The organism is Pseudomonas sp. S3_G06 (assembly GCF_054667565.1).
The window spans coordinates 3,654,718-3,677,224 of the sequence record NZ_CP162738.1; the positions used below are offsets into that span (position 1 = coordinate 3,654,718).

Annotated in this window: 23 protein-coding genes and 1 tRNA gene; 6 read left to right on the forward strand and 18 right to left on the reverse strand. The window is 60.0% G+C overall.

Annotated elements, in window-relative coordinates; all coding sequences use genetic code 11:
• Position 1: 1 nt before the first annotated feature.
• From AB4N47_RS16360 to dapA, 8 genes are all read right to left on the reverse strand, one after another.
• Positions 2-511, reverse strand: coding sequence for a ferritin-like domain-containing protein (locus AB4N47_RS16360; RefSeq protein WP_024012005.1), 510 nt, complete (start codon positions 509-511; stop codon positions 2-4).
• Between the two features lie 77 nt (positions 512-588).
• Complete coding sequence (locus AB4N47_RS16365; protein WP_341638720.1) at positions 589-1,473, reverse strand: manganese catalase family protein; 885 nt, start codon at positions 1,471-1,473, stop codon at positions 589-591.
• Positions 1,474-1,711: 238 nt separating this feature from the next.
• A complete protein-coding gene (chrA, locus tag AB4N47_RS16370) occupies positions 1,712-3,067 on the reverse strand; it encodes a chromate efflux transporter (protein WP_341638719.1) in 1,356 nt (451 codons plus the stop codon).
• A gap of 120 nt (positions 3,068-3,187) precedes the next feature.
• Positions 3,188-3,277 (reverse strand) — tRNA-Ser (locus AB4N47_RS16375).
• An 84-nt stretch (positions 3,278-3,361) separates the two neighbouring features.
• Complete coding sequence (purC, locus tag AB4N47_RS16380; RefSeq protein ID WP_016771262.1) at positions 3,362-4,075, reverse strand: phosphoribosylaminoimidazolesuccinocarboxamide synthase; 714 nt, start codon at positions 4,073-4,075, stop codon at positions 3,362-3,364.
• 28 nt (positions 4,076-4,103) lie between these two features.
• Positions 4,104-4,865 (reverse strand): MBL fold metallo-hydrolase, encoded by a 762-nt coding sequence (locus AB4N47_RS16385; RefSeq protein WP_024012002.1) that lies wholly within the window; start codon positions 4,863-4,865, stop codon positions 4,104-4,106.
• A 6-nt stretch (positions 4,866-4,871) separates the two neighbouring features.
• A complete protein-coding gene (gene bamC, locus AB4N47_RS16390) occupies positions 4,872-5,987 on the reverse strand; it encodes an outer membrane protein assembly factor BamC (protein ID WP_016771264.1) in 1,116 nt (371 codons plus the stop codon).
• Between the two features lie 17 nt (positions 5,988-6,004).
• A complete protein-coding gene (gene dapA / locus AB4N47_RS16395; protein WP_016771265.1) occupies positions 6,005-6,883 on the reverse strand; it encodes a 4-hydroxy-tetrahydrodipicolinate synthase in 879 nt (292 codons plus the stop codon).
• Between the two features lie 328 nt (positions 6,884-7,211).
• On the opposite strand from dapA, the gene AB4N47_RS16400 reads away from it, so the two are divergent.
• Positions 7,212-7,772, forward strand: coding sequence for a glycine cleavage system transcriptional repressor (locus AB4N47_RS16400; RefSeq protein WP_024012001.1), 561 nt, complete (start codon positions 7,212-7,214; stop codon positions 7,770-7,772).
• Between the two features lie 11 nt (positions 7,773-7,783).
• The gene (locus AB4N47_RS16405) at positions 7,784-8,257 is read left to right on the forward strand and encodes a peroxiredoxin (RefSeq protein ID WP_041478861.1); all 474 of its coding nucleotides are present in this window, start codon (positions 7,784-7,786) and stop codon (positions 8,255-8,257) included.
• 120 nt (positions 8,258-8,377) lie between these two features.
• Here the strand turns inward: AB4N47_RS16405 and AB4N47_RS16410 are convergent, their stop codons facing one another.
• Both AB4N47_RS16410 and AB4N47_RS16415 read right to left on the reverse strand, forming a co-directional pair.
• Positions 8,378-9,448, reverse strand: a complete 1,071-nt coding sequence (locus AB4N47_RS16410) for an AI-2E family transporter (RefSeq protein ID WP_016771268.1) — start codon at positions 9,446-9,448, stop codon at positions 8,378-8,380.
• A 31-nt stretch (positions 9,449-9,479) separates the two neighbouring features.
• On the reverse strand, positions 9,480-9,719 hold the full coding sequence (locus AB4N47_RS16415; RefSeq protein WP_016771269.1) for a sulfurtransferase TusA family protein: 240 nt from the start codon (positions 9,717-9,719) through the stop codon (positions 9,480-9,482).
• Positions 9,720-9,817: 98 nt separating this feature from the next.
• Here AB4N47_RS16415 and AB4N47_RS16420 point away from each other — a divergent pair, with 98 nt between their 5' ends.
• Positions 9,818-11,251 (forward strand): M48 family metalloprotease, encoded by a 1,434-nt coding sequence (locus AB4N47_RS16420; RefSeq protein WP_123442919.1) that lies wholly within the window; start codon positions 9,818-9,820, stop codon positions 11,249-11,251.
• A 79-nt stretch (positions 11,252-11,330) separates the two neighbouring features.
• Here AB4N47_RS16420 and AB4N47_RS16425 read toward each other — a convergent pair whose 3' ends face one another.
• From AB4N47_RS16425 to rpoE, 4 genes are all read right to left on the reverse strand, one after another.
• A complete protein-coding gene (locus tag AB4N47_RS16425) occupies positions 11,331-12,764 on the reverse strand; it encodes a DegQ family serine endoprotease (protein ID WP_122611719.1) in 1,434 nt (477 codons plus the stop codon).
• A gap of 208 nt (positions 12,765-12,972) precedes the next feature.
• Positions 12,973-13,938 (reverse strand): MucB/RseB C-terminal domain-containing protein, encoded by a 966-nt coding sequence (locus tag AB4N47_RS16430; protein WP_016771272.1) that lies wholly within the window; start codon positions 13,936-13,938, stop codon positions 12,973-12,975.
• An 8-nt stretch (positions 13,939-13,946) separates the two neighbouring features.
• Positions 13,947-14,534, reverse strand: a complete 588-nt coding sequence (locus AB4N47_RS16435; protein ID WP_008077804.1) for a sigma-E factor negative regulatory protein — start codon at positions 14,532-14,534, stop codon at positions 13,947-13,949.
• A gap of 30 nt (positions 14,535-14,564) precedes the next feature.
• The gene (rpoE, locus tag AB4N47_RS16440) at positions 14,565-15,146 is read right to left on the reverse strand and encodes an RNA polymerase sigma factor RpoE (RefSeq protein WP_003172477.1); all 582 of its coding nucleotides are present in this window, start codon (positions 15,144-15,146) and stop codon (positions 14,565-14,567) included.
• Positions 15,147-15,703: 557 nt separating this feature from the next.
• Here rpoE and nadB point away from each other — a divergent pair.
• Positions 15,704-17,320 carry an L-aspartate oxidase gene (gene nadB, locus AB4N47_RS16445; RefSeq protein WP_341638684.1) on the forward strand — a complete coding sequence of 539 codons (1,617 nt, stop codon included), beginning with the start codon at positions 15,704-15,706 and terminating at the stop codon, positions 17,318-17,320.
• Here the strand turns inward: nadB and AB4N47_RS16450 are convergent.
• A complete protein-coding gene (locus tag AB4N47_RS16450; protein ID WP_341638683.1) occupies positions 17,289-17,741 on the reverse strand; it encodes a protein YgfX in 453 nt (150 codons plus the stop codon). The genes nadB and AB4N47_RS16450 overlap by 32 nt on opposite strands.
• Positions 17,725-17,979 carry an FAD assembly factor SdhE gene (locus AB4N47_RS16455; RefSeq protein ID WP_007911418.1) on the reverse strand — a complete coding sequence of 85 codons (255 nt, stop codon included), beginning with the start codon at positions 17,977-17,979 and terminating at the stop codon, positions 17,725-17,727. Before AB4N47_RS16455 ends, AB4N47_RS16450 begins: the two co-directional genes overlap by 17 nt.
• 150 nt (positions 17,980-18,129) lie before the next feature.
• On the opposite strand from AB4N47_RS16455, the gene ygfZ reads away from it, so the two are divergent.
• Together ygfZ and AB4N47_RS16465 are read left to right on the forward strand one after the other, a co-directional pair.
• The gene (gene ygfZ / locus AB4N47_RS16460) at positions 18,130-19,071 is read left to right on the forward strand and encodes a CAF17-like 4Fe-4S cluster assembly/insertion protein YgfZ (RefSeq protein WP_341638682.1); all 942 of its coding nucleotides are present in this window, start codon (positions 18,130-18,132) and stop codon (positions 19,069-19,071) included.
• A gap of 34 nt (positions 19,072-19,105) precedes the next feature.
• Positions 19,106-19,927, forward strand: a complete 822-nt coding sequence (locus AB4N47_RS16465) for an HDOD domain-containing protein (RefSeq protein ID WP_016770675.1) — start codon at positions 19,106-19,108, stop codon at positions 19,925-19,927.
• Positions 19,928-20,085: 158 nt separating this feature from the next.
• On the opposite strand, the gene AB4N47_RS16470 is transcribed toward AB4N47_RS16465, so the two are convergent.
• Together AB4N47_RS16470 and AB4N47_RS16475 are read right to left on the reverse strand one after the other, a co-directional pair.
• Complete coding sequence (locus AB4N47_RS16470) at positions 20,086-21,471, reverse strand: sensor histidine kinase (RefSeq protein WP_024011993.1); 1,386 nt, start codon at positions 21,469-21,471, stop codon at positions 20,086-20,088.
• A complete protein-coding gene (locus tag AB4N47_RS16475; protein WP_024011992.1) occupies positions 21,464-22,135 on the reverse strand; it encodes a response regulator in 672 nt (223 codons plus the stop codon). The genes AB4N47_RS16470 and AB4N47_RS16475 overlap by 8 nt, the downstream gene beginning before the upstream one ends.
• Positions 22,136-22,507 lie beyond the last annotated feature (372 nt).

A 22,507-nucleotide genomic window follows, 5' to 3' on the forward strand; every position in this document is an offset into this window, starting at 1 on the left:
GTTACTTCTTGGCTTCTTTGTCCGGATCCGCCGAGCGTTCGAGAAACGCGTCGGTCAGTTGCGGCAAATGCTTGAGCAGCCATTCAGCCATGGCCACTTCCTGCGGCAGAATCTGTTCGCAGGCCTTCTGCGTCTGCGTGTCCCCCGCCGCTTTCGCCGCTGCGATCAGCACGGTATAGCTGGCGACCTCCATGTTTTCGAAAACGTAGCCGGCCATGGCGCCCTTGATCACTTCATCGCTCATCAAGGAGCCGCCAACAGCCTGACCGAACGCCATCAATTTGCCGCCCAGGTCTTTCATCGTCGAGGATTCACCGCCCAGACGTTGCAGGCATTCGTCGATGAGTTTCTGCTGGCCAAGGGTTTCTTCGATGTGCTGATCGATGCGCGCCTTGAGCTGCGGGTAATGTTCCAGACGCTTGGATTGTGCCTTGAGCATTTGCTCGGCCTGTTGCTCCATGGCATGGGCGTCACGCAGCCAGTCGAGCAGGTTTTCCTGTGGAGTAGCCATTGTCGAGTCCTCTTCTGGATGATTTCACAGTGATCAACCGGGGCGCGCCGCCTGATGTCCGGCGCGCCCCGCGTGCCTTACAAACCAGGCTTGGCCTGCACGCCGGAGCCCAGATCCGCACCGGTGACCGGCTCGCTGTTGGGGTCGGACATGGTGCGCATTTTCATGTTTTCCAGCAGCGTTTCGTCGGCGCTGTCCAGTTGCACGGTGGCCAGGCCATCGCCGCCGTCGACCGCCGGCGTTGGGCTTTCGACGAACTCCCAATCGTCGCCCTGATTCCACGGGCCGCGCATGCTTTCAGTGCCTTGTGACATGTTGAAGTAGACGTTGGTGAACTCAGGCATGCCGGGCAGCTTGCCTTGCGGGAAGTTTGGCTGAATCGAATGCAGGGCTTTTTCGAACGACAACTGGTGGGCGATCTCACGGGTCATCAGAAAGCCCAGTGCCTCTTTCACGCCGGGGTCATCGGTCACGTTCATCAAGCGCTCATAAACAATCTTCGCCCGTGCCTCAGCAGCGATGTTGGAACGCATGTCGGCGGTCGGCTCACCGATGGTATCGACGTACGCCGCCGTCCATGGCACACCGGCAGAGTTGGTCAGCGGCGAACCGGCACCGTAGAGCAGGCTGGTGATGTGCGAGTCATTGCCGTTGCCATTGAGCGAACGATACAACTCGCCCTCCTGCTCGACGCCTTCGGCCATCCGGCCTTTCGCGCCCTTGTTGAGCATGACGATGATCGAGCCAATGATTTCCAGGTGGCTGAGTTCTTCAGTGGCGATATCCATCAGCAGGTCTTTGCGTCCCGGATCGTCCTCGGCCAAGGCTTGAGTGAAATAGCGCGAAGCCGCCGCCAGTTCACCTTGTGCGCCGCCAAACTGCTCGAGCAACAGATTGGCCAGCCCCGGATTGGGCTCGGCGACACGAACGGTGTATTGAAGTCGCTTGTTATGTAGAAACATGACAAATCTCCTCAGTCGGGTAAGCGTGGCAAGTTCTGGGTAAAAGTTTGCCTACCCTTTTGTGAAGCATTGTCGTTGCGGAAATTTCAAAAAATTTGCGGTGACAGGACAAATGGTTTGAACCGCGCGAACAAGCGAAACGGGGCTATACCGCTGGGGATATTCGCACTGGAATGACCGGAACTTATGGCCGGAATCGAGTCTCCAGCGCGCGATTCGATTTCCAGCGCCGCGATCACTAACGCAGCAAATGCACCACCAACCCAACCAACGCACAGCCCAGCAACACCTGAATCACTCCGCGTTTGAAGCGAAACAGCGCAATGGCCGCCGCAATGGCGATCAACGCCGAGGGCCAGTCCAGGCTGCCGCTGAAGCCTTGCGGCCAGAGCACGTGGTAGCCGAAGAAACACGCCAGATTGAGAATCACCCCGACCACCGCAGCGGTAATCGCGGTCAGTGGGGCGGTGAATTTGAGTTCGTCGTGCGTTGACTCCACCAGCGGGCCGCCGGCGAGGATGAACAGGAAGGAAGGCAGAAAGGTGAACCACGTCACCAGTGCGGCAGCGACCGCTCCGGCGAGAAACACCTGATCGGCGCCGAACACCTGCGTCACATAAGCGCCGACAAAACCGACAAACGCCACCACCATGATCAGCGGCCCGGGCGTGGTTTCGCCCAGCGCCAAGCCGTCGATCATCTGCGTCGGGGTCAGCCAGCCGTAGTGACCGACCGCACCTTGATAGACATAGGGCAGCACCGCATAAGCTCCACCGAAGGTGAGCAGCGCTGCCTTGGTGAAGAACCAGCTCATTTGCGTCAACGTGCCCTGCCAGCCGAATAGCGCGGTCAATACCCCCATCGGCAACGCCCACAGCGCGGCGCCAATCACGGCGAGCGTGGCCAGTTTCGTCCAGCTGAAACGGGCATGGGCTGGGGTTGGCGTGTCGTCGTCGATCAACGCCGTGCCGAAAGACTTCTTCGCTGCGCTATGCCCGCCGGCCCTGAATTTCTCCGGCGCCAGGCGACCGCCGAAATAGCCAATCACCGCCGCGCCCAGCACGATCAACGGGAACGGCACATTGAACGCAAAAATTGCGGTAAACGACGCCGCCGCAATCGCCCACAGCCAATTGTTCTTCAGCGCCCGCGAACCGATGCGATGCGCCGCCTGCACGACAATGGCCGTCACCGCAGGCTTGATCCCGTAAAACAGCCCGGCGACCACCGGCACTTCACCGAAGGCGATATAGAGCCACGACAGGAAAATCAGGATGAACAGCGAAGGCAACACGAACAACGCCCCGGCCACAATCCCGCCCCAGCTCCGATGCATCAGCCAGCCAATGTAAGTCGCCAACTGCTGCGCCTCAGGCCCGGGCAGCAACATGCAATAGTTCAAGGCATGCAGAAAACGCCGCTCGGAAATCCAGCGTCGCCGCTCGACCAACTCCTGGTGCATGATCGAAATCTGCCCGGCCGGCCCGCCGAAACTGATAAAGCCCAGCTTCAACCAGAACCAGAACGCCACGCGCAGACTCACGGCCTGCGGCTTCACATCGTCATCCCCCGCCAACGGCTGAACTTCACTCATCGAGCTGTTCCTTTTATGCAGTCGGCAGGTTGTACCCGAAAAGCGTAACGAACAAAACGCCAGAAACGAAAAAGCCCCCGTAATCATCAATGATTACGGGGGCTTCGTCTTGTTCAATAATGGCGGAGAGATAGGGATTCGAACCCTAGGTACCGGTGAAGGTACAACGGATTTCGAATCCGTCCCATTCGGCCACTCTGGCATCTCTCCAACGGCGCGCATCATAACAACACTTTCGTTGGTTGCGAACCCCCCAAACGAAATTTTTTCCGTGCTATCAGATGCTTGCGTCGATTAAAGCGGTACGCCCAGACGAGCGGCGACTTCTTCGTAGGCTTCGATGACGTCACCGAGGCCTTGCCGGAAGCGGTCCTTGTCCATCTTCTTCTTGGTGTCCTTGTCCCACAGACGGCAGCCGTCCGGGCTGAACTCGTCGCCGAGGACGATCGAGCCGTCGCTGAACACGCCGAATTCAAGCTTGAAGTCGACCAGCAGCAGGCCGGCGTCGTCGAACAGTTTGCTCAGGACTTCGTTGACCTTGAGCGACAGTTCCTTCATGCGCGCCAGTTGCTCAGCGGTGCCCCAACCGAACGCCACAACGTGGGATTCGTTGATGAACGGGTCGCCCTTGGCGTCGTCCTTCAAGAACAGTTCGAAGGTGTACGGGTTGAGCTTCATGCCCTCCTCGACGCCCAGACGCTTGACCAGGCTGCCGGCGGCATAGTTACGCACGACGCATTCGACCGGGATCATGTCGAGCTTCTTCACCAGGCATTCGTTGTCGCCCAGCAGTTTGTCGAACTGGGTCGGCACGCCGGCCGCTTCGAGCTTCTGCATGATGAAAGCGTTGAACTTGTTGTTCACCATACCTTTGCGATCGAGCTGTTCGATGCGCTTGCCGTCGAACGCCGAAGTGTCGTTGCGAAACAGCAGGATCAAGCGGTCAGCGTCGTCGGTCTTGTAAACCGATTTGGCTTTGCCGCGGTAGAGTTCTTCACGTTTTTCCATGATGGGCTCCGCTTGCTAAGTAGGTGGGCTAGGCGATGTGGCGCCAGTCGAGCCCTGAATCTTGATCGGCCAGTTGCAGCCAGTCCGGGTCGCACCCGAGGGTGTCGACAAAACATTGCCGGGCCAGCTGCGGCAGGTTGTTCTTGCTGCTCAGATGGGCCAGCACCAGGTGTTGCAAACCCTGCCAGCCCAACTCGGCCACCAGGAATGCCGCCTGATGGTTGTTCAGATGTCCGCGTTCGCCGCCTACCCGCTGCTTGAGAAAGTACGGGTAGTGACCACGGGCCAGCATGTCGCGACAATGGTTCGACTCGATCATCAATGCATCGAGGTCCCGATAGCCATCCAGCACCCGCTCGCAGAACGATCCCAGGTCGGTCAACAGGCCGAAGCGCCGCTGTTCCTGATCGCTGAAAACGTACTGGGTCGGCTCCTGCGCGTCGTGGGCCACGGCAATGACCCCGACGTTCAGTGCGCCGATCTGCAGCTGCTCGCCGCCGGCCAGAAAGCCTGCCGGTTCAAGCGGTTTGCGCATCCCGCGCAACGTGCCGCGACTGAGGTAGACCGGCAGATTGTAGCGCCGAGACAGCAAACCCACGCCATGCACGTGGTCGGCATGTTCGTGGGTCACGAGTATCGCGCTCAGTTGCGCCGGGTGCACACCCAGGCGCAACAGACGTCTTTCGGTTTCCCGCAGGGAAAAACCACAATCCACCAGCACGTACGTATCAGCACTGGCGATCAGCGTGCCGTTCCCTTGGCTACCGCTGCCGAGAACGGCAAAACGCATATCGGATCAGCCCAGGTTGTCCTGAATCACGCTCAACACTTTACGCGCGACATCGGCCGGCGCGACGGTGTTGATGTTCTTTTCGACGGTAACCTGGATGTTCTCGCCCACCTTGCTCAGGCGAACCTGATAACGCTCGGCGCGGGCTTCGACTTCTTCCTTGCTCGGCGCACTGCCGAACAGGCTGCTGAAGAAGCCGGGCTTGTCGTCTTTCTTCTCGGCTTTTTCGGCCAGGTTGATGTAGTACAGGCCCAGACTGCGGTTGATGTCTTCAACGCGCCATTCGCCCTGTTCCAGCGCACGGCCGACGCTCGACCAGGCGCGGTCCAGATCGGTACCGACGTTCAACACCGGGTTGCCGCTGCCGTCTTCGTTCAGGCTGACACGGCTCGGCGCATCGAAATCACGCGAGGCCAGCATCGACACCGAACCGCCCTTCTCGGAGGTGCGGCTCATGCTCGCGAGCATGTCGTCGACCAGCGCAGCGTCGAGGCCAGTGTTGACCGAACGGTTGGTGAAAGCCACGTCGGCCGTGCTGCCGGCAGGACGCTCGGCGCTGACCACGTAGATCTCACTGGTGTTGCGCTGCACGCCCGGCTCGATGCGCACACGCACGCGGGTTTCGCTGTCGCTGGCGATACCGGCCGCACTCAGGCGCTTGGCCATCGACGCGGACAGCTCGTCGGAGTGCTGCCAGGTGGTGGTGAACTCACCGGTCTGCGGACGCTGTTCATCCAGACGGAAACCGTTGTCCTGGAAGAACTGCAGCGCCACTGGCCAGACTTCGGCCGGCGGGTGCTGAGCCACGACCCAACGCGAATCACCGCTCTTCTGCAGCGAGTAATCAGTTGCGTCGGCAACCGCCGAAAGCGGCTGAGGACGCGGCACAACGTACTCGCCCGTCGCGGTGTCATCGGCCACGTTGCGCGGGATCGGCAACAGCGGATCGAGACGTTTGGCAGTGCTCACATCCGGTGGCAATTGCATCGGTGCAGTCTGTTGCGCTTGCAGGTAATCGCTTCCACGGTCGCGGAAATAACCTTCCGGCCCCCAGACCCATCCGCAGCCACTGGTGCTGGAGATAATCAAGGCAAGTGCGGAAAGTCCGGCCATTCGCTTCATGCGTTGTACTTCCTCAATTAAACCAGGACGTTGCACTGGCGCAGGGCCGAGCGCAGCGTTTCATGACAAGGGGTGCTCAGCCAGGTCAGTGGCAGGCGGATGCCTTCGTGCATCAGGCCCATTTCGACCAAAGCCCACTTCACCGGAATCGGGTTGGCTTCGATGAACAGGTCCTTGTGCAGCGGCATCAGTTTTTCGTTGATTGCGCGTGCGGTATCGGCGTCGCCCTTCAGCGCGGCCTCGCACAGGTCAGCCATTTCGCGCGGGGCGACGTTGGCGGTGACCGAGATGTTGCCTTTGCCGCCCAGCAGGATCAGCTCGACAGCGGTCGGATCATCGCCGGACAGCACGATGAAATCCTTGCTCACGCCATCGATGATCGCTTTGGCGCGCTTGAGGTCGCCGGTGGCTTCCTTGATGCCGATGATGTTCGGCACGGTGGACAGGCGAATCACCGTCTCGGCCTGCATGTCGCAGGAGGTGCGGCCGGGAACGTTGTAGAGAATCTGCGGAATGTCGACCGCTTCAGCGATGTGCTTGAAGTGCTGGTACAGGCCTTCCTGGGTCGGCTTGTTGTAATAAGGAACCACCAGCAGGCAGGCATCGGCGCCGGCGGCCTTGGCGTTGCGGGTCAGCTCGACGGCTTCGCGGGTCGAATTGGCGCCGGTGCCGGCGATGACCGGAATGCGCCCGGCAACCTGTTTGACCACGGCTTTGATGACGGCGATGTGCTCTTCTACATCAAGGGTGGCCGACTCGCCGGTAGTACCGACGGCGACGATGGCATGGGTGCCGTTCTTGAGGTGGAAGTCCACGAGTTTGCTGAGGCTGTCCCAGTCAAGACGCCCTTGTGCATCCATGGGAGTGACCAGTGCCACCATACTGCCCGCAATCATGAAACCGCTCCTGCCGGAAAAAGAGAGCGGTAATGGTACTGGCGCCAAGATGCTTGCACAAGCGAAGTACTGCGCCGCCGCCATTCCCCTTGGCGCCGCTTTTCGCTACCCTTCAGACTTTGATCGGTACAGATCAGCTTGTACGCCGGGTTTCAGCCTCCCCTTTCGGCCTCCCAGGCCCCGTTCCTGCGTCGCATCGACGCGCTCCCGCACAGTGGAGCGAGCCGCGAACGCTGGACGGAGCTCTTTATACGGACCGCCAGAACAGGCACTCCCGGCCACCAACGCCCGTCAACCTACCGACCGCTCATCGCTTTAGGAATGCTGCATGTCCACCCCCACAGTTCGCGAACAATTCCTTGTCATCAGTGCCCTCGGCGCCAACCCCATGGAGCTGACCAACGTCCTGTGCCGCGCCAGCCATGAAAACCGCTGCGCCGTCGTCACCTCTCGCCTGACCCGCCACGGCGAGTGCAGCGCTCTGGTGCTGGAAGTTTCCGGTAGCTGGGACGCCCTCGCGCGCCTCGAAGGCAGCCTGCCATTGCTGGCCAAGCGTCACGCTTTCACCGTCAATGTGGTGCGCAGTGCCGCTCTGGAAAATCGCCCACAGGCGCTGCCTTACGTGGCTTACGTCAGCTCGGCGTATCGCCCGGACATCATCAATGAGCTGTGCCAGTTCTTCATGGATCATAACGTCGAGCTGGAAAACCTCACCTGCGATACCTATCAGGCGCCACAGACCGGCGGCACCATGCTCAACGCCACGTTCACCGTGACCCTGCCGGCCAACACGCAGATCAGCTGGCTGCGCGATCAGTTCCTCGATTTCGCCGATGCGATGAACCTGGATGCCCTGATCGAGCCTTGGCGCCCACAAAACCCAATGTAAGGAAGCTTTTCATGGCCGTAGTCATCGACCAACCGGTTGCGGATTTCACCGCACCTGCGACCAGCGGGCAGACCGTCAGCCTGTCCGAACTCAAGGGCAAGCAAGTGGTGATCTACTTCTACCCGAAGGACAGCACTCCGGGCTGCACCACTCAAGGCCAGGGCTTTCGCGATCAATATGCGGCTTTCAAGGCTGCCAACACCGAAGTCTTCGGCATTTCCCGCGACAGTTTGAAGTCGCACGAAAATTTCAAAGGCAAGCAGGAGTTCCCCTTCGAACTGATCAGTGACAAGGACGAAGCGGTTTGCCAGCTGTTCGACGTGATCAAGCTGAAAAAACTGTATGGCAAGGAATACCTGGGCGTCGATCGCAGCACTTTCCTGATTGATAAGGACGGTGTCCTGCGCCAGGAGTGGCGTGGTGTGAAGGTGCCGGGGCATGTTGATGCCGTGCTGGCGGCGGCTGAGGCTCTGAACAAAGCCTGATGGTTTTGCTGCGCCTGTAAAGACGCCTTCGCGAGCAGGCTCGCTCCCACAATTGAAATCTAATCACTGTGGGAGCGAGCCTGCTCGCGAATAGCCTCTCTGCAAAATCCGGATCAACCGCTAAAGCAACGGCGCCACCACCGGTTCCTTTCGCGGCCACGCATCCAGCACTGCCTTGAACAGCGTCGCCAGCGGGATCGCAAAGAACACCCCCCAGAATCCCCACAATCCGCCAAACAACAGCACCGCGCAGATGATTGCCACCGGATGCAGATTCACTGCTTCCGAAAACAGCAACGGCACCAGCACGTTGCCGTCCAGCGTCTGAATGATTCCGTAAACCGCCATCAGGTAGATGAACTGATCGCTCCAGCCCCACTGGAACAGCGCAATCAGCAGCACCGGCACGGTCACCACTACCGCACCGACATACGGCACCACCACCGACAAGCCGACCAGCAACGCCAGCAGCGCCGCGTAGTTCAGGCCCAGCGCGATGAAGGCGATGTAGGTCACGCCGCCGCAAATCACGATCTCGATGCCTTTGCCACGTATGTAATTGGCGATCTGCCGGTTCATTTCCTGGGCGACGCGGGTGATCAGCGCGCGCTCGCGAGGCAGATAGCCGCGCACCCACTCGCCGATCATCGCCCGATCCTTGAGGAAGAAGAACACCAGAATCGGCACCAGCACCAGGTAGATCATGATGTTCACCAGCAGTGGCAAACTCGACAACGAGAAAGTCAGTGCCCACTGACCGAACTTGCCAATCTCGCCCCGCGCCGCTTCGATCGCCTGCAGGACTTGCTCGTCAGACACCAGATGCGGATAGCGCTCGGGCAATAGAAGCAGCAGCGATTGCCACTTGGCGAGCATGCCCGGCAACTCGTTGAACAGCGTGATCAACTGATGCCACAACAATGGCAGCACTACGACGATAAACAGCATCAGCGCGCCCATGAACAGCGCAAACACCAGCCCCACCGCCACCCCGCCCGGCACGCGCAGCCGCTCGAGCGTCACCACCAGGCCCTGCATCAGATACGCCAGCACCATCCCGGCCAACACCGGCGCAAGCATGCCGCCGAGGGTGAGCACGGCGGTGAAGGCGAGAAACAGCAGCACTGCCAGCACCACGGCTTCTTCATCGGAGAAGTAGCGCTGAATCCAGTCGCGTAACACTTTGAACATCAATAATCCCTTCGATTTTAGGCGCGGCGCTTCAGGCTTTTTTCAACCAGTAACGGTAGACGCCAGCCTCGTCTTCTTCGCGCAACAGCGCATGACCGGCGAGTTTGGCAAAGGTACGGAAGTCGCGTTGCGAGCCGGCATCGGTAGCGATCACCTTGAGCACAGCGCCACTTTGCAGTTTGTTGAGTTCCATTTTTGCCTTGAGCAACGGCAACGGACAGTTCAGGCCACTGGCGTCCAGTTCCACGTCATGGGCTACAGCGTCAGTCATTGCGTCACTCCGGTTCGGGTTGTCGAGCTGCCTAGAATATCTGGTCGCGGCTTCGGTGTCCGGCTACAGTAAGGTCTTTGTCCTCCAAGGCTTTGTGCATGACTTTTCTGCGCCCTACCCTGCTGACGCTCGCTTGCCTGCTCGCCTCACCAGGCTTTGCCGACGATCTGCCGTCACTCGGCGACGCCAGCTCTGCCATTGTCTCGCCGCAACAGGAATACCAGCTCGGCCGCGCCTGGCTGGCCATGCTGCGCAGTCAGGTTTCCCAGCTCAACGATCCGCAGCTCAAGGATTACGTCGAATCCAGCGTGTACAAGCTGGTCGAGACCAGCCAGGTCTCCGACAGGCGCCTGGAATTCATCCTGATCAACAGCCCACAACTCAACGCCTTCGCAGCGCCGGGCGGCGTGGTCGGGGTCAATGGCGGCCTGTTCCTCAACGCCCAGACCGAAGGTGAATACGCCTCGGTGCTCGCTCACGAACTGGCGCACTTGTCGCAACGTCACTTCGCTCGAGGCGTCGAAGCCTCACAAAGAATGCAGGTGCCGATGATGGCCGCGTTGCTGGCGGGTATCGTCATCGCGGCGGCAGGCGGCGGTGATGCCGGCATCGCCACCATCGCCGGCAGCCAGGCTGCGGCTCTGCAGGAACAACGGCGCTTCTCGCGGCAGAACGAACAGGAAGCGGACCGCATTGGCATTCTCAACCTGGAAAAGGCCGGTTACGATCCGCGCTCGATGCCGACCATGTTCGAACGCCTGATGCGCCAGTACCGCTTTGACGCCAAGCCGCCGGAATTCCTCCTGACTCACCCGGTTACCGAATCGCGTATCGCCGACACCCGCAACCGCGCCGAGCAGGCGAAACCGGGCGGCATCGAAGACAGCATGCGCTACCAGTTGATTCGCGCGCGGGTCCAGTTGATCTACGAGGAAACCCCGGGGCTGGGCGCCAAGCGTTTCCGCGCCCTGCTCGATGAGAACCCGAAAAACGATGTCGCGCGTTACGGCCTCGCCATCGCGCAGATCAAGGGCGGCCAGCTCAACGAAGCGCGAGAGAACCTCAAGCAATTGTTGGCCAAGTCGCCGAACGAGATCATCTACAACCTCGCGCAGGTCGATCTGGACATCACCAACAATCGTCTGCCTGATGCGCAGTCACGGGTCGACCGCATGCTCACGCAGTTCCCGGGCAACTACCCGCTGAATCAGGTGCGTGTCGATCTGCTGTTGAAACAGAATCGCGCCGCCGATGCCGAGAAGGCACTCGACAGTCTGCTCAAGTCGCGCCCGGATGATCCGGACGTCTGGTATCAGGTTGCTGAAACCCGCGGCTTGTCGGGCAACATCATCGGCCTGCATCAGGCGCGCGCCGAGTATTTTGCACTGGTCGGCGATTACCGCCAGGCCATTCAGCAGTTGGACTTCGCCAAGCGCAAGGCGGGCAACAACTTCCCGCTGTCCTCGCGCATCGATGCCCGCCAGCGCGAGTTGATGGAGCAGGAGCGTATGGTCAAGGACATGATGGGCTGAGTCTTTCGAGACAAGACAAAAACCAGACACAAAAAAACCGCCTCTTTCGAGGCGGTTTCTTTTTTACCTTGTTGCTGGCTTATTCAGCCAGTTTGAAGGTGATGAAGCTGGCACGGCCCTGACGCAGCACGCGCATCGACACCGAACGGTTCTTCGGCAATGCCTTGGCGATGTCGGTGAACTCCTTGGCCGAGCCGATGGCCTGATTGTTCAGGTGGGTGATCACGTCACCCGGTTGCAGACCGATCAGGGCCGCAGGACCGTCCTGCACTTCCTTGATCACCACACCACCTTTGAGGTCGTAGGTTTTCTTCTGCTCGGCGGTCAATTCACCGACCGCAACACCGAGGCGGTTGCTGCTGCTTTCAGCGCCGGATTTCGGTAGACCTGCCAGCTCCTTGTCCTCGTCCGGGATTGCGCCGACGGTCAGCTCGACGTTCTTGCGCTTGCCTTCACGAATCACTTCCAGATTGGCTTTGGCGCCAGCCTTCAGCGCGCCGACCAGATGCGGCAGATCGGCGGACATGACGATCGGCTGACCGTTCATGCTCAGGATCACGTCGCCAACCTGCAGGCCGCCCTTGGCCGCAGGGCCGTCATCCTGGATCTGTGCAACGAGAGCGCCGGCCGGCTTGTCCAGACCGAATGACTCGGCCAGATCCTTGTTCACTTCCTGGATGACTACGCCCAGCCAGCCGCGGCTGACTTTGCCACCGCTCTTGAGCTGGTTGGAAACATCCATCGCCACGTCGATCGGAATCGCGAACGACACGCCCATGAAGCCACCGGAGCGGGTGTAGATCTGCGAGTTGATGCCGACCACTTCACCGTTCAGGTTGAACAGCGGGCCACCGGAGTTGCCCGGGTTGATCGGCACGTCGGTCTGAATGAACGGCACATAGTTTTCGTTCGGCAGGCTGCGGCCGACAGCGCTGACGATGCCTTGGGTCACGGTGTGGTCAAAACCGAATGGCGAACCGATCGCCACGACCCACTGGCCGGCCTTCAGGTCCTGGGATTTGCCGAGCTTGAGCACCGGCAGATCCTTGCCTTCGATTTTCAGCAACGCCACGTCAGAACGTGGATCGGTGCCGACCAGCTTGGCTTTCATCTCACTGCGGTCAGCCAGACGGACGAGGATTTCGTCAGCATCGGCGATCACGTGGTTGTTGGTGAGGATGTAGCCATCCGGCGAAATGATGAAACCCGAACCCAGCGATTGCGCTTCACGCTGGCGGCCATCGCCACGTGGCGAGCGCTGCTGAGGCGGCATGCCGCGCTCGAAGAATTCGCGCAGCATCGGTGGCAGGCCTTCCAGATCCGGCATCTGCTGGTTGACCCGACGGTCCGGCAGTTTCTGCGTGGTACTGATGTTCACCACCGCAGGCGACGCTTGTTCGACCAATTGGGTGAAATCAGGCAGATCGGCCGCTTGCGCAGCAGGCACCGCCTGACCGAGCAACAGCACGGTGGCGAGGATGGAAAGATAAGACTTCAAACTTGGTATCGACATACAGCTCCCGTTACGACGAGCAGGGTTAAGCGATATGGAGCAAAGGAACACCGGAAACCACAGACCGGCATTTTTGTTCCGGGAACAACAAACAAGGCCAGAGCCGTGAGGCTCTGACCTATAAAAAATTTTCAGGGGTTTTGCAAATGAAAATGCTCAGCAAACATTTCGACGTCTCGACGACGAAGTGGAAATGACTGAAATCAGCTCACTGCTTGCTGGTCGCAGCGCCATCGTTGTTACGCATCGATAGAGCGATTCGTTCGGCGGTGCCAATCGGGATTTCGCCGACCACCGTGACCATCATTTCGCCTTGCGGCGTGGTCAGGCGACGGGATACCGCGACGGTCGGGCCCAACTGAGTGCGGGTGTCAGTGACCGTTGCGCCATTCAACGGTTCAAGGAACACCGAGAAACGCGCCAGACCATCGTCATACATCAAGCTGCTGACTTGGGTCTTGGTTTGCGCATCCTTGTGCGAACTGCTGCTGGTCAGCTCAAAGCCTGGCGGGAGCCAGTCCGAACGCCAGTTTTGCACGGTTTTAGCTGCAGAAGCCTTGTCGCTTGCGATATTGATCGGCTTACAATCCGGGTCCGCCAACAAGTCCTTGTCCGACGGGATTTCATCCGTGTCGAGGCTGGTGAACTGGAAACGCTCGAGCAACTGCCCTTTGTCGTTCAACAGTAACGACTTGAGCGGCAGCCCGGTTTTCTTGTCCAGATGCAGCTCGAAACCGTAACGGTGCTGATCACGAGGGGTCAGCGACACGATCACTGCATCACGACCGGCCACGCGCGACTTGCCAATGACGGCAAGGTCATACCAATTCTTCAGCTTTTTGGGATCCAGCGCACGGGCGGCAGCGTTGGGTGAATCACCCAATCCCGCAATCAGGGTGCCGCTGACGCATTGAGTACGTCCATCAATGCGCACGACTTCCTGAGCCGAACCGTCGAGCTGCAATAACCGCTCGCGGACCTGGCCATTCTGGACGCGATGCCAGATGTTGTGCGTGGAAAAACTGCCGTTGCGCTCGTAAACGAAAGTGCCGTGGAAGCTCTGCTGCTGCTCGGCCTGGCCCAGACGGGTCAACCAGTCCTGGGCCTCGTCAGCGTGGGCTGGAACTATGAACCAGCCACTGAGCAGAAGCGAAAGTAGAGGGATGGCGCGCATGATCCTCCTTAACGGTTTTCCAGGCTTGCGGCACGTGCGTATGGCAGCGCGCTTTCAGTTCCTTTGAGTGCAGCCTGCTGAGCGTGCTGACGCAGGTAGCCTGGCAGACGCTGATCATGCCAGCCTGGCTGACCTTGCAGAACGCCGTTGGCCATCGGACCAGTCGCTTCCGAGCTTTCGCTGTAACCAGCCAGAACTGCCGGACCTTTGACCTGTGGAGTGGCCAGAGTAGGCTGATTCGACTGCTGCGCCAGTTCAACACCAGCGATTTCGTCCTGGTTGTACAGGCGAACACCGGCCAGAACGGCCACGGTTACCGAAGCGGCAACAGCGAGGCGACCCAGGTTACGCCATGGGCTGCGGGATACTTTGGCCGGAGCCGTTTCGTCTTCCAGCGCAGCAGACACTGCCGCAGCGATATCCAGACGCGGAAGCAGCAGATCCTTGTGCATGGCTGCCCGAGCGATCTGGTAACGAGCCCAGGTCTCACGGGTATCAACATCATCCAGTGCGCTGAGCACTCGACGCAATTCCAGTTCGTCCGCTTCGTTATCCATCACTGCGGACAGCGATTCCTGCAGGGCTTCACGACTCATGGCGTTCCTCTCTTGGCTGTCGCCGCTGTCTCAGTTTTCCTGCAACAACGGTTGCAGGGCTTTGTCGATGGCCTCCCGAGCGCGGAAAATCCGGGAGCGCACGGTACCCACCGGACACTGCATGACGCTCGCAATGTCCTCGTAACTCAGACCATCGAATTCACGTAAAGTTAAAGCCGTACGCAAATCCTCTGGCAGTTGCTGGATGGTCCGATGGACAGTGCCTTCGATCTCATCCCGCAGCAATGCACGTTCTGGTGATTCGAGATCCTTGAGGCCGTGATCGCCATCGTAGAACTCTGCATCCTCTGAACTTACATCGCTATCCGGCGGCCGACGGCCGCGGGAAACCAGGTAGTTCTTTGCCGTGTTAATGGCAATACGGTACAGCCACGTATAAAACGCACTGTCACCGCGGAAATTTCCAAGTGCCCGATACGCCTTGATAAAGGCTTCCTGAGCAACGTCCTGGGCTTCATGGGTGTCGTGCACAAAACGCACGATCAACCCGAGAATTTTGTGCTGATATTTCAGCACCAGCAGATCGAAAGCTCGCTTGTCGCCACGCTGTACGCGTTCGACCAGCTGCTGATCCTCTTCCTGGGTTAGCATGAACACTCCTCGATAAGCCCGGAGGAGACTTGCATTACTAAACGACCAGACTTGCAAACATAGACTCGGGCTTTTCGCAAAAGTTCTCCCCCTCCAAGCAAGTTTCCTGCGGGCTCTGATTTGGCACGCACGAAAAACGCAGCGCGGGATAAACCGGCTGCGCGAATAATCTTGTTATCGGTTTCGCCGGCAGGAATCCAAACGCAGATTCCGCACTGAAGCCGACACTGTCCCTGGTTTCTGGCACCGTCTATTGATCTTGGGCCTTTGGCAAAAGTTCCAATTATTTATAGCCGTACCCACCTGAGATTGCGCAACCGTGGGCGGAAAAGTCTGTTTCAGCGCCGATACAGGTGTCTTTTCCCACACCTGCGAAAAAAATCTTCCGACGAAGCACAGCGCTTTTCACCGCGCAGTAGTCTCACAATGCCATCTGGGCCCGGCTATTGTGCCGCCCAACCCCTCTATATACTAGTGGGCTGTGTGGCTGTCTTGACTCGCCGATCCAGCTGTCTTGCGCCAACCCCGACCCGGGTCGCTTTGAGCGGAATCCTGAAATGAGCCAACAGTTCCAACACGATGTCCTGGTGATTGGCAGCGGTGCTGCCGGTTTGACTCTCGCTTTGACCTTGCCCGGTCATCTGCGCATTGCCGTATTGAGCAAAGGCGATCTCGCCAACGGTTCGACCTTCTGGGCCCAGGGCGGCGTCGCTGCGGTGCTCGACGATACCGACACTGTCGAATCCCACGTCGACGACACCCTCAATGCGGGCGGCGGCTTGTGCCATGAAGACGCCGTACGCTTTACCGTCGAGCACAGCCGGGAAGCCATCCAATGGCTGATTGACCAAGGCGTGCCCTTCACCCGCGACGAACAGTCCGGCACTGAAGACGGTGGTTTCGAATTTCACCTGACCCGCGAAGGTGGCCACAGCCATCGACGGATCATCCATGCTGCCGACGCCACCGGCGCTGCGATCTTCAAGACCTTGCTGGCCCAGGCCAAAGAGCGTGAGAACATCGAATTGCTGGAACAGCGCGTCGCCGTCGATCTGATCACCGAACGCCGCTTGGGCCTGGAAGGCGACCGCTGCCTCGGCGCCTACGTGCTGAATCGCGCCACGGGCGAAGTGGACACCTACGGCGCACGTTTCGTGATTCTGGCTTCGGGCGGCGCGGCCAAGGTCTACCTTTATACCAGCAACCCCGACGGCGCCTGCGGTGACGGCATCGCCATGGCTTGGCGCTCCGGTTGCCGGGTGGCGAACCTGGAATTCAACCAGTTCCATCCGACCTGTCTGTATCACCCGCAAGCCAAAAGCTTCCTCATCACCGAGGCCCTGCGTGGCGAGGGCGCGCATTTGAAGCTGCCCAACGGCGAGCGCTTCATGTATCGCTTCGATAAACGCGCCGAGCTGGCGCCTCGTGACATTGTCGCGCGGGCCATCGACCATGAAATGAAGCGTCTGGGTGTCGACTGCGTATATCTCGACATCAGCCACAAGCCTGAATCGTTCGTCAAAAGCCACTTCCCGACTGTTTATGAGCGCTGCCTGGGCTTCGGCATCGACATCACCAAACAACCGATACCGGTGGTCCCCGCCGCGCATTACACCTGTGGCGGCGTGATGGTCAATCAGCACGGTCGCACCGACGTGCCCGGCCTCTACGCCATCGGCGAAACCAGTTTCACCGGTCTGCACGGCGCCAACCGCATGGCCAGCAACTCTCTTCTGGAATGCTTCGTTTATGCCCGTTCGGCGGCGGCGGACATTCTTGCGCAACTCGATGACGTTGCGGCGCCAAGCGCCCTGCCCGTCTGGGACGCCAGTCAGGTCACCGACTCGGATGAAGACGTAATCATTGCGCACAACTGGGACGAATTGCGCCGATTCATGTGGGACTACGTCGGCATCGTGCGCACCAACAAGCGTCTGCAACGGGCGCAGCACCGGGTGCGTCTGCTGCTGGATGAGATCGATGAGTTTTACAGCAACTATAAAGTCAGCCGTGACCTGATCGAGCTGCGCAACCTGGCACAAGTTGCCGAATTGATGATCAGCTCAGCCATGGAACGCAAGGAAAGCCGCGGGCTGCATTACACCCTTGATTATCCGGATATGCTGCCCGAAGCGCTCGACACTATTCTGGTGCCGCCCACCTACGTCGGCTGAACTTGAGCCGCACTCGCAGGCGTCGGTGCAGATCCGCCGCCTGCGAGTCACGTGGCACGCAGATCGACCTGACCCGCCACTCTCCGCGCAGGCGAAAGCGCAGCACCACGATCAATGGCAGCGCCAGACTGTCCGGGCGCAGTTGCACCGCTTGCCAGCCATCAGCCTGATTCCACACCTGCCAGCCATCGCCGTCGCGCCGCAAGCCGCAAAATGCTTTCGGATGATTCAACAGAATCTGCCGTGGCAGCACCCAAAAACCGTGCAGCGCACAGACGCAAGCGCCGAGCAGGCTGGCCCAGAATGGAATCGACAGCAGAAACAACGAACCCATGGCGAACGCCTGGGCCGACAGATACGCCGCCAGCAACTGCCGTGAGGCATGCCAGCGGCATTCGAACGTATTACTTGGGCTGGACACGATCCAGAATCATCCGGACCATGCGTTGCAGCTCGGGGTCTTCCGACTCGCTGCGCTCCATGAACCAGCCGAACATGTCCTGATCCTCACAGGTCAGCAAACGCACGTACAGATCGCGATCCACTTGATTCAACGTCGCGTAAACCTCCTGCACGAACGGCACCAGCAGCACGTCAAGCTCAAGCATGCCGCGACGGCTGTGCCAAAAGAGGCGATTCAGTTCAACTTGTTCGACCATGGAGCCCTCCTCGAATTTGCCGGGCAGTATACAGCCCCGGCGCGGGCCGCACAGTCGGCTTTGGTCGGGGACCCCTGATCCTTTATCAACTACCCATTTCAACCCTGCCCCCTTATGATGTGCCCCAGTCTATTTACCCTGCGATGACCCATGGCCGATTCTGCTTTTTTCTGCACCCTGTCTCATGAAGGCGTACTCGCGGTTCGCGGTGCGGACGCCGGAAAATTCCTGCAAGGCCAGTTGACCTGCAATATCAATTACCTGAGCGACACCCGCGCCAGCCTCGGCGCCCGCTGCACGCAGAAAGGCCGGATGCAGTCGAGCTTCCGCATCCTGCTTGAAGGCGACGGCGTGGTGATGGCGATGGCCAGCGAGCTGCTCGAGCCGCAACTGGCCGACCTGAAAAAGTACGCGGTGTTCTCCAAATCGAAACTGACCGATGAAAGCGCCGCCTGGGTGCGCTTCGGTCTGGCGCATGGCGATGCAGCCCTGACCAGCCTCGGTCTGGCACTGCCGGCCGAAACCGACAGCGTTGTGCGCCATGAAGGCCTGATCGCAATTCGCGTTTCGCCCGAGCGCGCCGAACTTTGGGTGCCTGCCGCTCAGGCGCAAAGCGTGCAAAGCCAACTGTCGACCGCGCTGCCTGAGGCCGAACTGAATCAATGGCTGCTGGGCCAGATCCGCGCCGGTATCGGCCAGGTCATGCCTTCCACTCGCGAACTGTTCATCCCGCAGATGCTCAATCTGCAGGCGGTCGGCGGGGTGAGCTTCAAGAAAGGCTGCTACACCGGCCAGGAAATCGTTGCGCGCATGCAGTACCTGGGCAAGCTCAAGCGGCGCCTGTACCGCCTGCGCCTCGACGCGGCCGAGTTGCCGGAGCCCGGCACTCAACTGTTTGCCCCCAGCCACAACAGCTCGATTGGCGAAGTGGTCCTGGCAGCGAACGCCGAGGGAAACATTGAACTCCTGGCCGTGTTGCAGGCCGAAGCTGCCGAAGCCGGTGATTTGCGTCTGGGCGCCCTCGAAGGCCCAGCGTTGCACGTGCTCGACCTGCCTTACGAACTGGATCGCGACCGCGAAATCCAGCGTTGATCGCAGCATTGTTGCAACACCCTAGAGAGTCCAAATGAGCGAACTGGCGGAAAAGGTCCAACAGGATTTGGTTGCGGCCATCGATAACGATGACCTGGTTCTGCCAACGTTGCCAGAAGTGGCCCTGCAGATTCGCAAGGCCGCCGAGGATCCGGAAATCAGCGTCAGCGACCTGAGCAAAGTTATCGGCCGCGACACCGCGCTGTCGGCGCGCCTGATCAAAGTGGTCAACAGTCCGCTGCTGCGCGCCGCGCAGGAAGTCACCGACCTGCACACCGCCATCACCCGTTTGGGCATCAACTACAGCAGCAACCTGGCGATCGGTCTGGTGATGGAGCAGATCTTCAATGCCCGCTCCGAAGTGGTCGAACAGAAAATGCGCGAAGTCTGGCGCAGCAGTCTGGAAATCGCTGGCGTCAGCTATGCGCTGTGTCGTCGTCACACTCAGCTCAAACCCGATCAGGCGGCACTCGGCGGACTGGTGCATCAGATTGGCGTGCTGCCGATTCTGACTTACGCCGAAGACCACAATGAACTGCTCTCGGATGCGGTCAGCCTGACCCATGTGATCGAGCAGATTCACCCATTGCTCGGCGAGAAATTGCTGAGGGTGTGGGAGTTTCCCGAGCGCCTGGTGCATTTGCCGTTGCTGTATCAAGACTTCAGCCGCGACTCGACGCGCATCGATTACGTCGATGTCGTGCAGGTAGCCAATCTGTATTGCCGCAAGGACACCGACCATCCGTTTGCGCGGATTGACCCGTTTAGCGTGCCGGCGTTCAGAAAGCTCGGGATTGATCCGGAGAACAAGCAGTTCTGCGCGGATCTGGAAGAATCGCGGTCGATGTTCTACTGACCTGTGGTGAGGGGATTTATCCCCGTTGGGTTGCGAAGCGACCCTGAACTCTGCGACCCGGTTTTTTTCCAGACAGATTGTGATCGCTGAACTGCGACTGCTGCGCAGCCGAGCGGGGATAAATCCCCTCGCCACAAAAAACCCTTGCCACAAAAGTATTACCCGGCAATAAAACTGACCCGCACCTTCAACCCTGCCTGCTCGCCATCATGCAAGGTGATCTGCGCCAGATGCGCGCGACAGATCTCGCCGACAATCGCCAAGCCCAGACCTGAACCGGCAACCTGCTGATTGCGCCGATAAAACCGTTCGAACACTCGATCACGCTCGTGCAGCGGGATGCCCGGCCCGTCGTCCTCAACCTCAAGCACTGCCGGGGCCGTGACCCGCAGAATCACATTGCCGCCCGATGGCGTATGCGCCAGCGCGTTGTCGACCAGATTGCTCAGCAGCTCATTGAGCAGCGTCGGCTCACCGCGCAGCCACACCGGCTCATCCGCTTCAAGCGCCAGCGCCACGCCGCGCTTGTGCGCCAACGGCGCCATGGCCATGCCCAGCTCTCGGGCCAATTGACTCAGATCGAGCAACTGCGCACCGCCCTCGGCAATCGCCCGCGCACCGTTTTCGACCCGGGCCAGCGACAGCAACTGATTGGCCAGATGGGTCAGGCGATCGGTGCTTTGCGCGGACGATTCAAGGGTGGTGCGCCAGGTCTCCGGCTCGTTCGAGCGCAGGCCCAGTTCCAGGCGTGCCTTGAGTGCGGCCAGCGGCGTACGCAACTCGTGAGCGGCATCGGCGATGAACTGCGCCTGCCGCTCGAACTGGCCGCGCAGGCGCTCGGTGAAATGATTGAGCGCGCGGACCAAGGGTCCCAATTCATGCTGCACTTCCACCAGCGGCAGCGGCCGCAAATCGTCGGGCTGGCGTTCCTCAACAGCGGTTCTTAACCGCTCCAGCGGGCGCAACGCCGCACTCACCGCGAACCACACCAGCAGCAATGCACCCACGGCCAGCATGCCCAAGCGCAACAGGGTGTCAGCCGCCAGACTGCGCGCCATGCTGACCCGCGCTTCGTCGGTTTCAGCCACGCGGATTTCCGCCATGCCGTTCATGTTCGGCTCGCTTACCGCTTTGAGCAGGCTGACCACACGCACGTTCTGGCCGTTGTACTTCGCGTTGTAAAAGCGCGCGAGCGCCGGATAGCTGTCGGTACGCGGCGTGCCGGGCGGTGGCCCGGGAAGATTTTCGTAGCCGGAAATCAGCTTCTGGTGAATGTCGTTGACCTGGTAATAGATTCGCCCGGCGCTGTCGTAGGCGAAGGTGTCCAGCGCCACGTAAGGCACGTCGGCGCTGAGACTGCCATCGCGCTGCGACAACCCGGCAGCGATGGTCCGTGCCGAGGCCAGCAGCGTGCGGTCATACGCGGTGTCGGCGGCTTCGCGACCGTTCCAGTAAGCGCTCAAACCACTGGCGAGCATCAGCACCACCAGCAACCATCCAAGGTTCCACAGCAACCGCCAGCGCAGGCTGCTGGGCTTATGCATCGCGGCTTTCCAGCAGATAGCCGAGGCCGCGGAAGGTGACGATGGCCACGGGCTGGCCATCGAGTTTCTTGCGCAAGCGGTGCACGTAGATTTCGATGGCGTCGGGGCTGGCTTCTTCATCGAGGCCGAACACCTGCGCGGCCAGTTGTTCCTTGCTCATCACTCGCCCCGGCCGCGCGATCAACGCTTCGAGGACAGCTTGCTCGCGTGAGGTGAGGGTCAGCAGTTCGTCGCCGAGGGTGAAGCGCCGTGTGTCGAGGTCGTAAGCCAGCACGCCACAGCGCTGCTGACGCTCGCCGCCCAGGACACTACGGCGCAGCAAGGCTTTGACCCGCGCTTCCAGTTCCGTCAGTTCGAACGGCTTGGCCAGGTAGTCGTCAGCACCGAGATTGAGGCCATGCACGCGATCCTTGACGTCACTGCGCGCGGTCAGCATTAACACCGGCAGGTTCTTGCCCCGTGCACGCAGCCGCGCCAGCACCTCGAAACCGTCCATGCGCGGCAGGCCGACGTCGAGGATCGCCACGGCGTATTCCTCACTGCCCAGCGCCAGGTCGGCGGCCACGCCATCGTGCAACACATCCACGGTCAGACCGGTGCTCTTGAGCGCCTGAGCCACGCTTTCGGCCAGTTGCAGATGGTCTTCGACGAGCAGGACACGCATGGATTTTTACCTCGTTCAGGGTTGGCCGACGCCACGCTTTGCCGCGGAGTTTACAGCCGCAACCGCCGCTGTGAAGCCCGAAAAACCGTGAAAGACAATTGAAAGGTTGTTGAAAGGTTAGCCGGTTAGAGTCGGCCCACGGACAGTTTCGACTGTCGCCGCTGCCGCCACACAGCGCAACGCAAAACGCCATGAAGCGTTTTCGACTCATAAGAACAATAACGGAGTACCCCAGCATGCCCTCCATGCGCACCGAGGCTGTAATGCCTGCTCGCCTTGCTCGATTCCACCGTTACACCGTCGGCTTCTCGCCGCAGTCCTGTATCCCCTCCGTTGGTTCAGTCGTTGCGCGCCCGCCGCGAGAAAACTGCG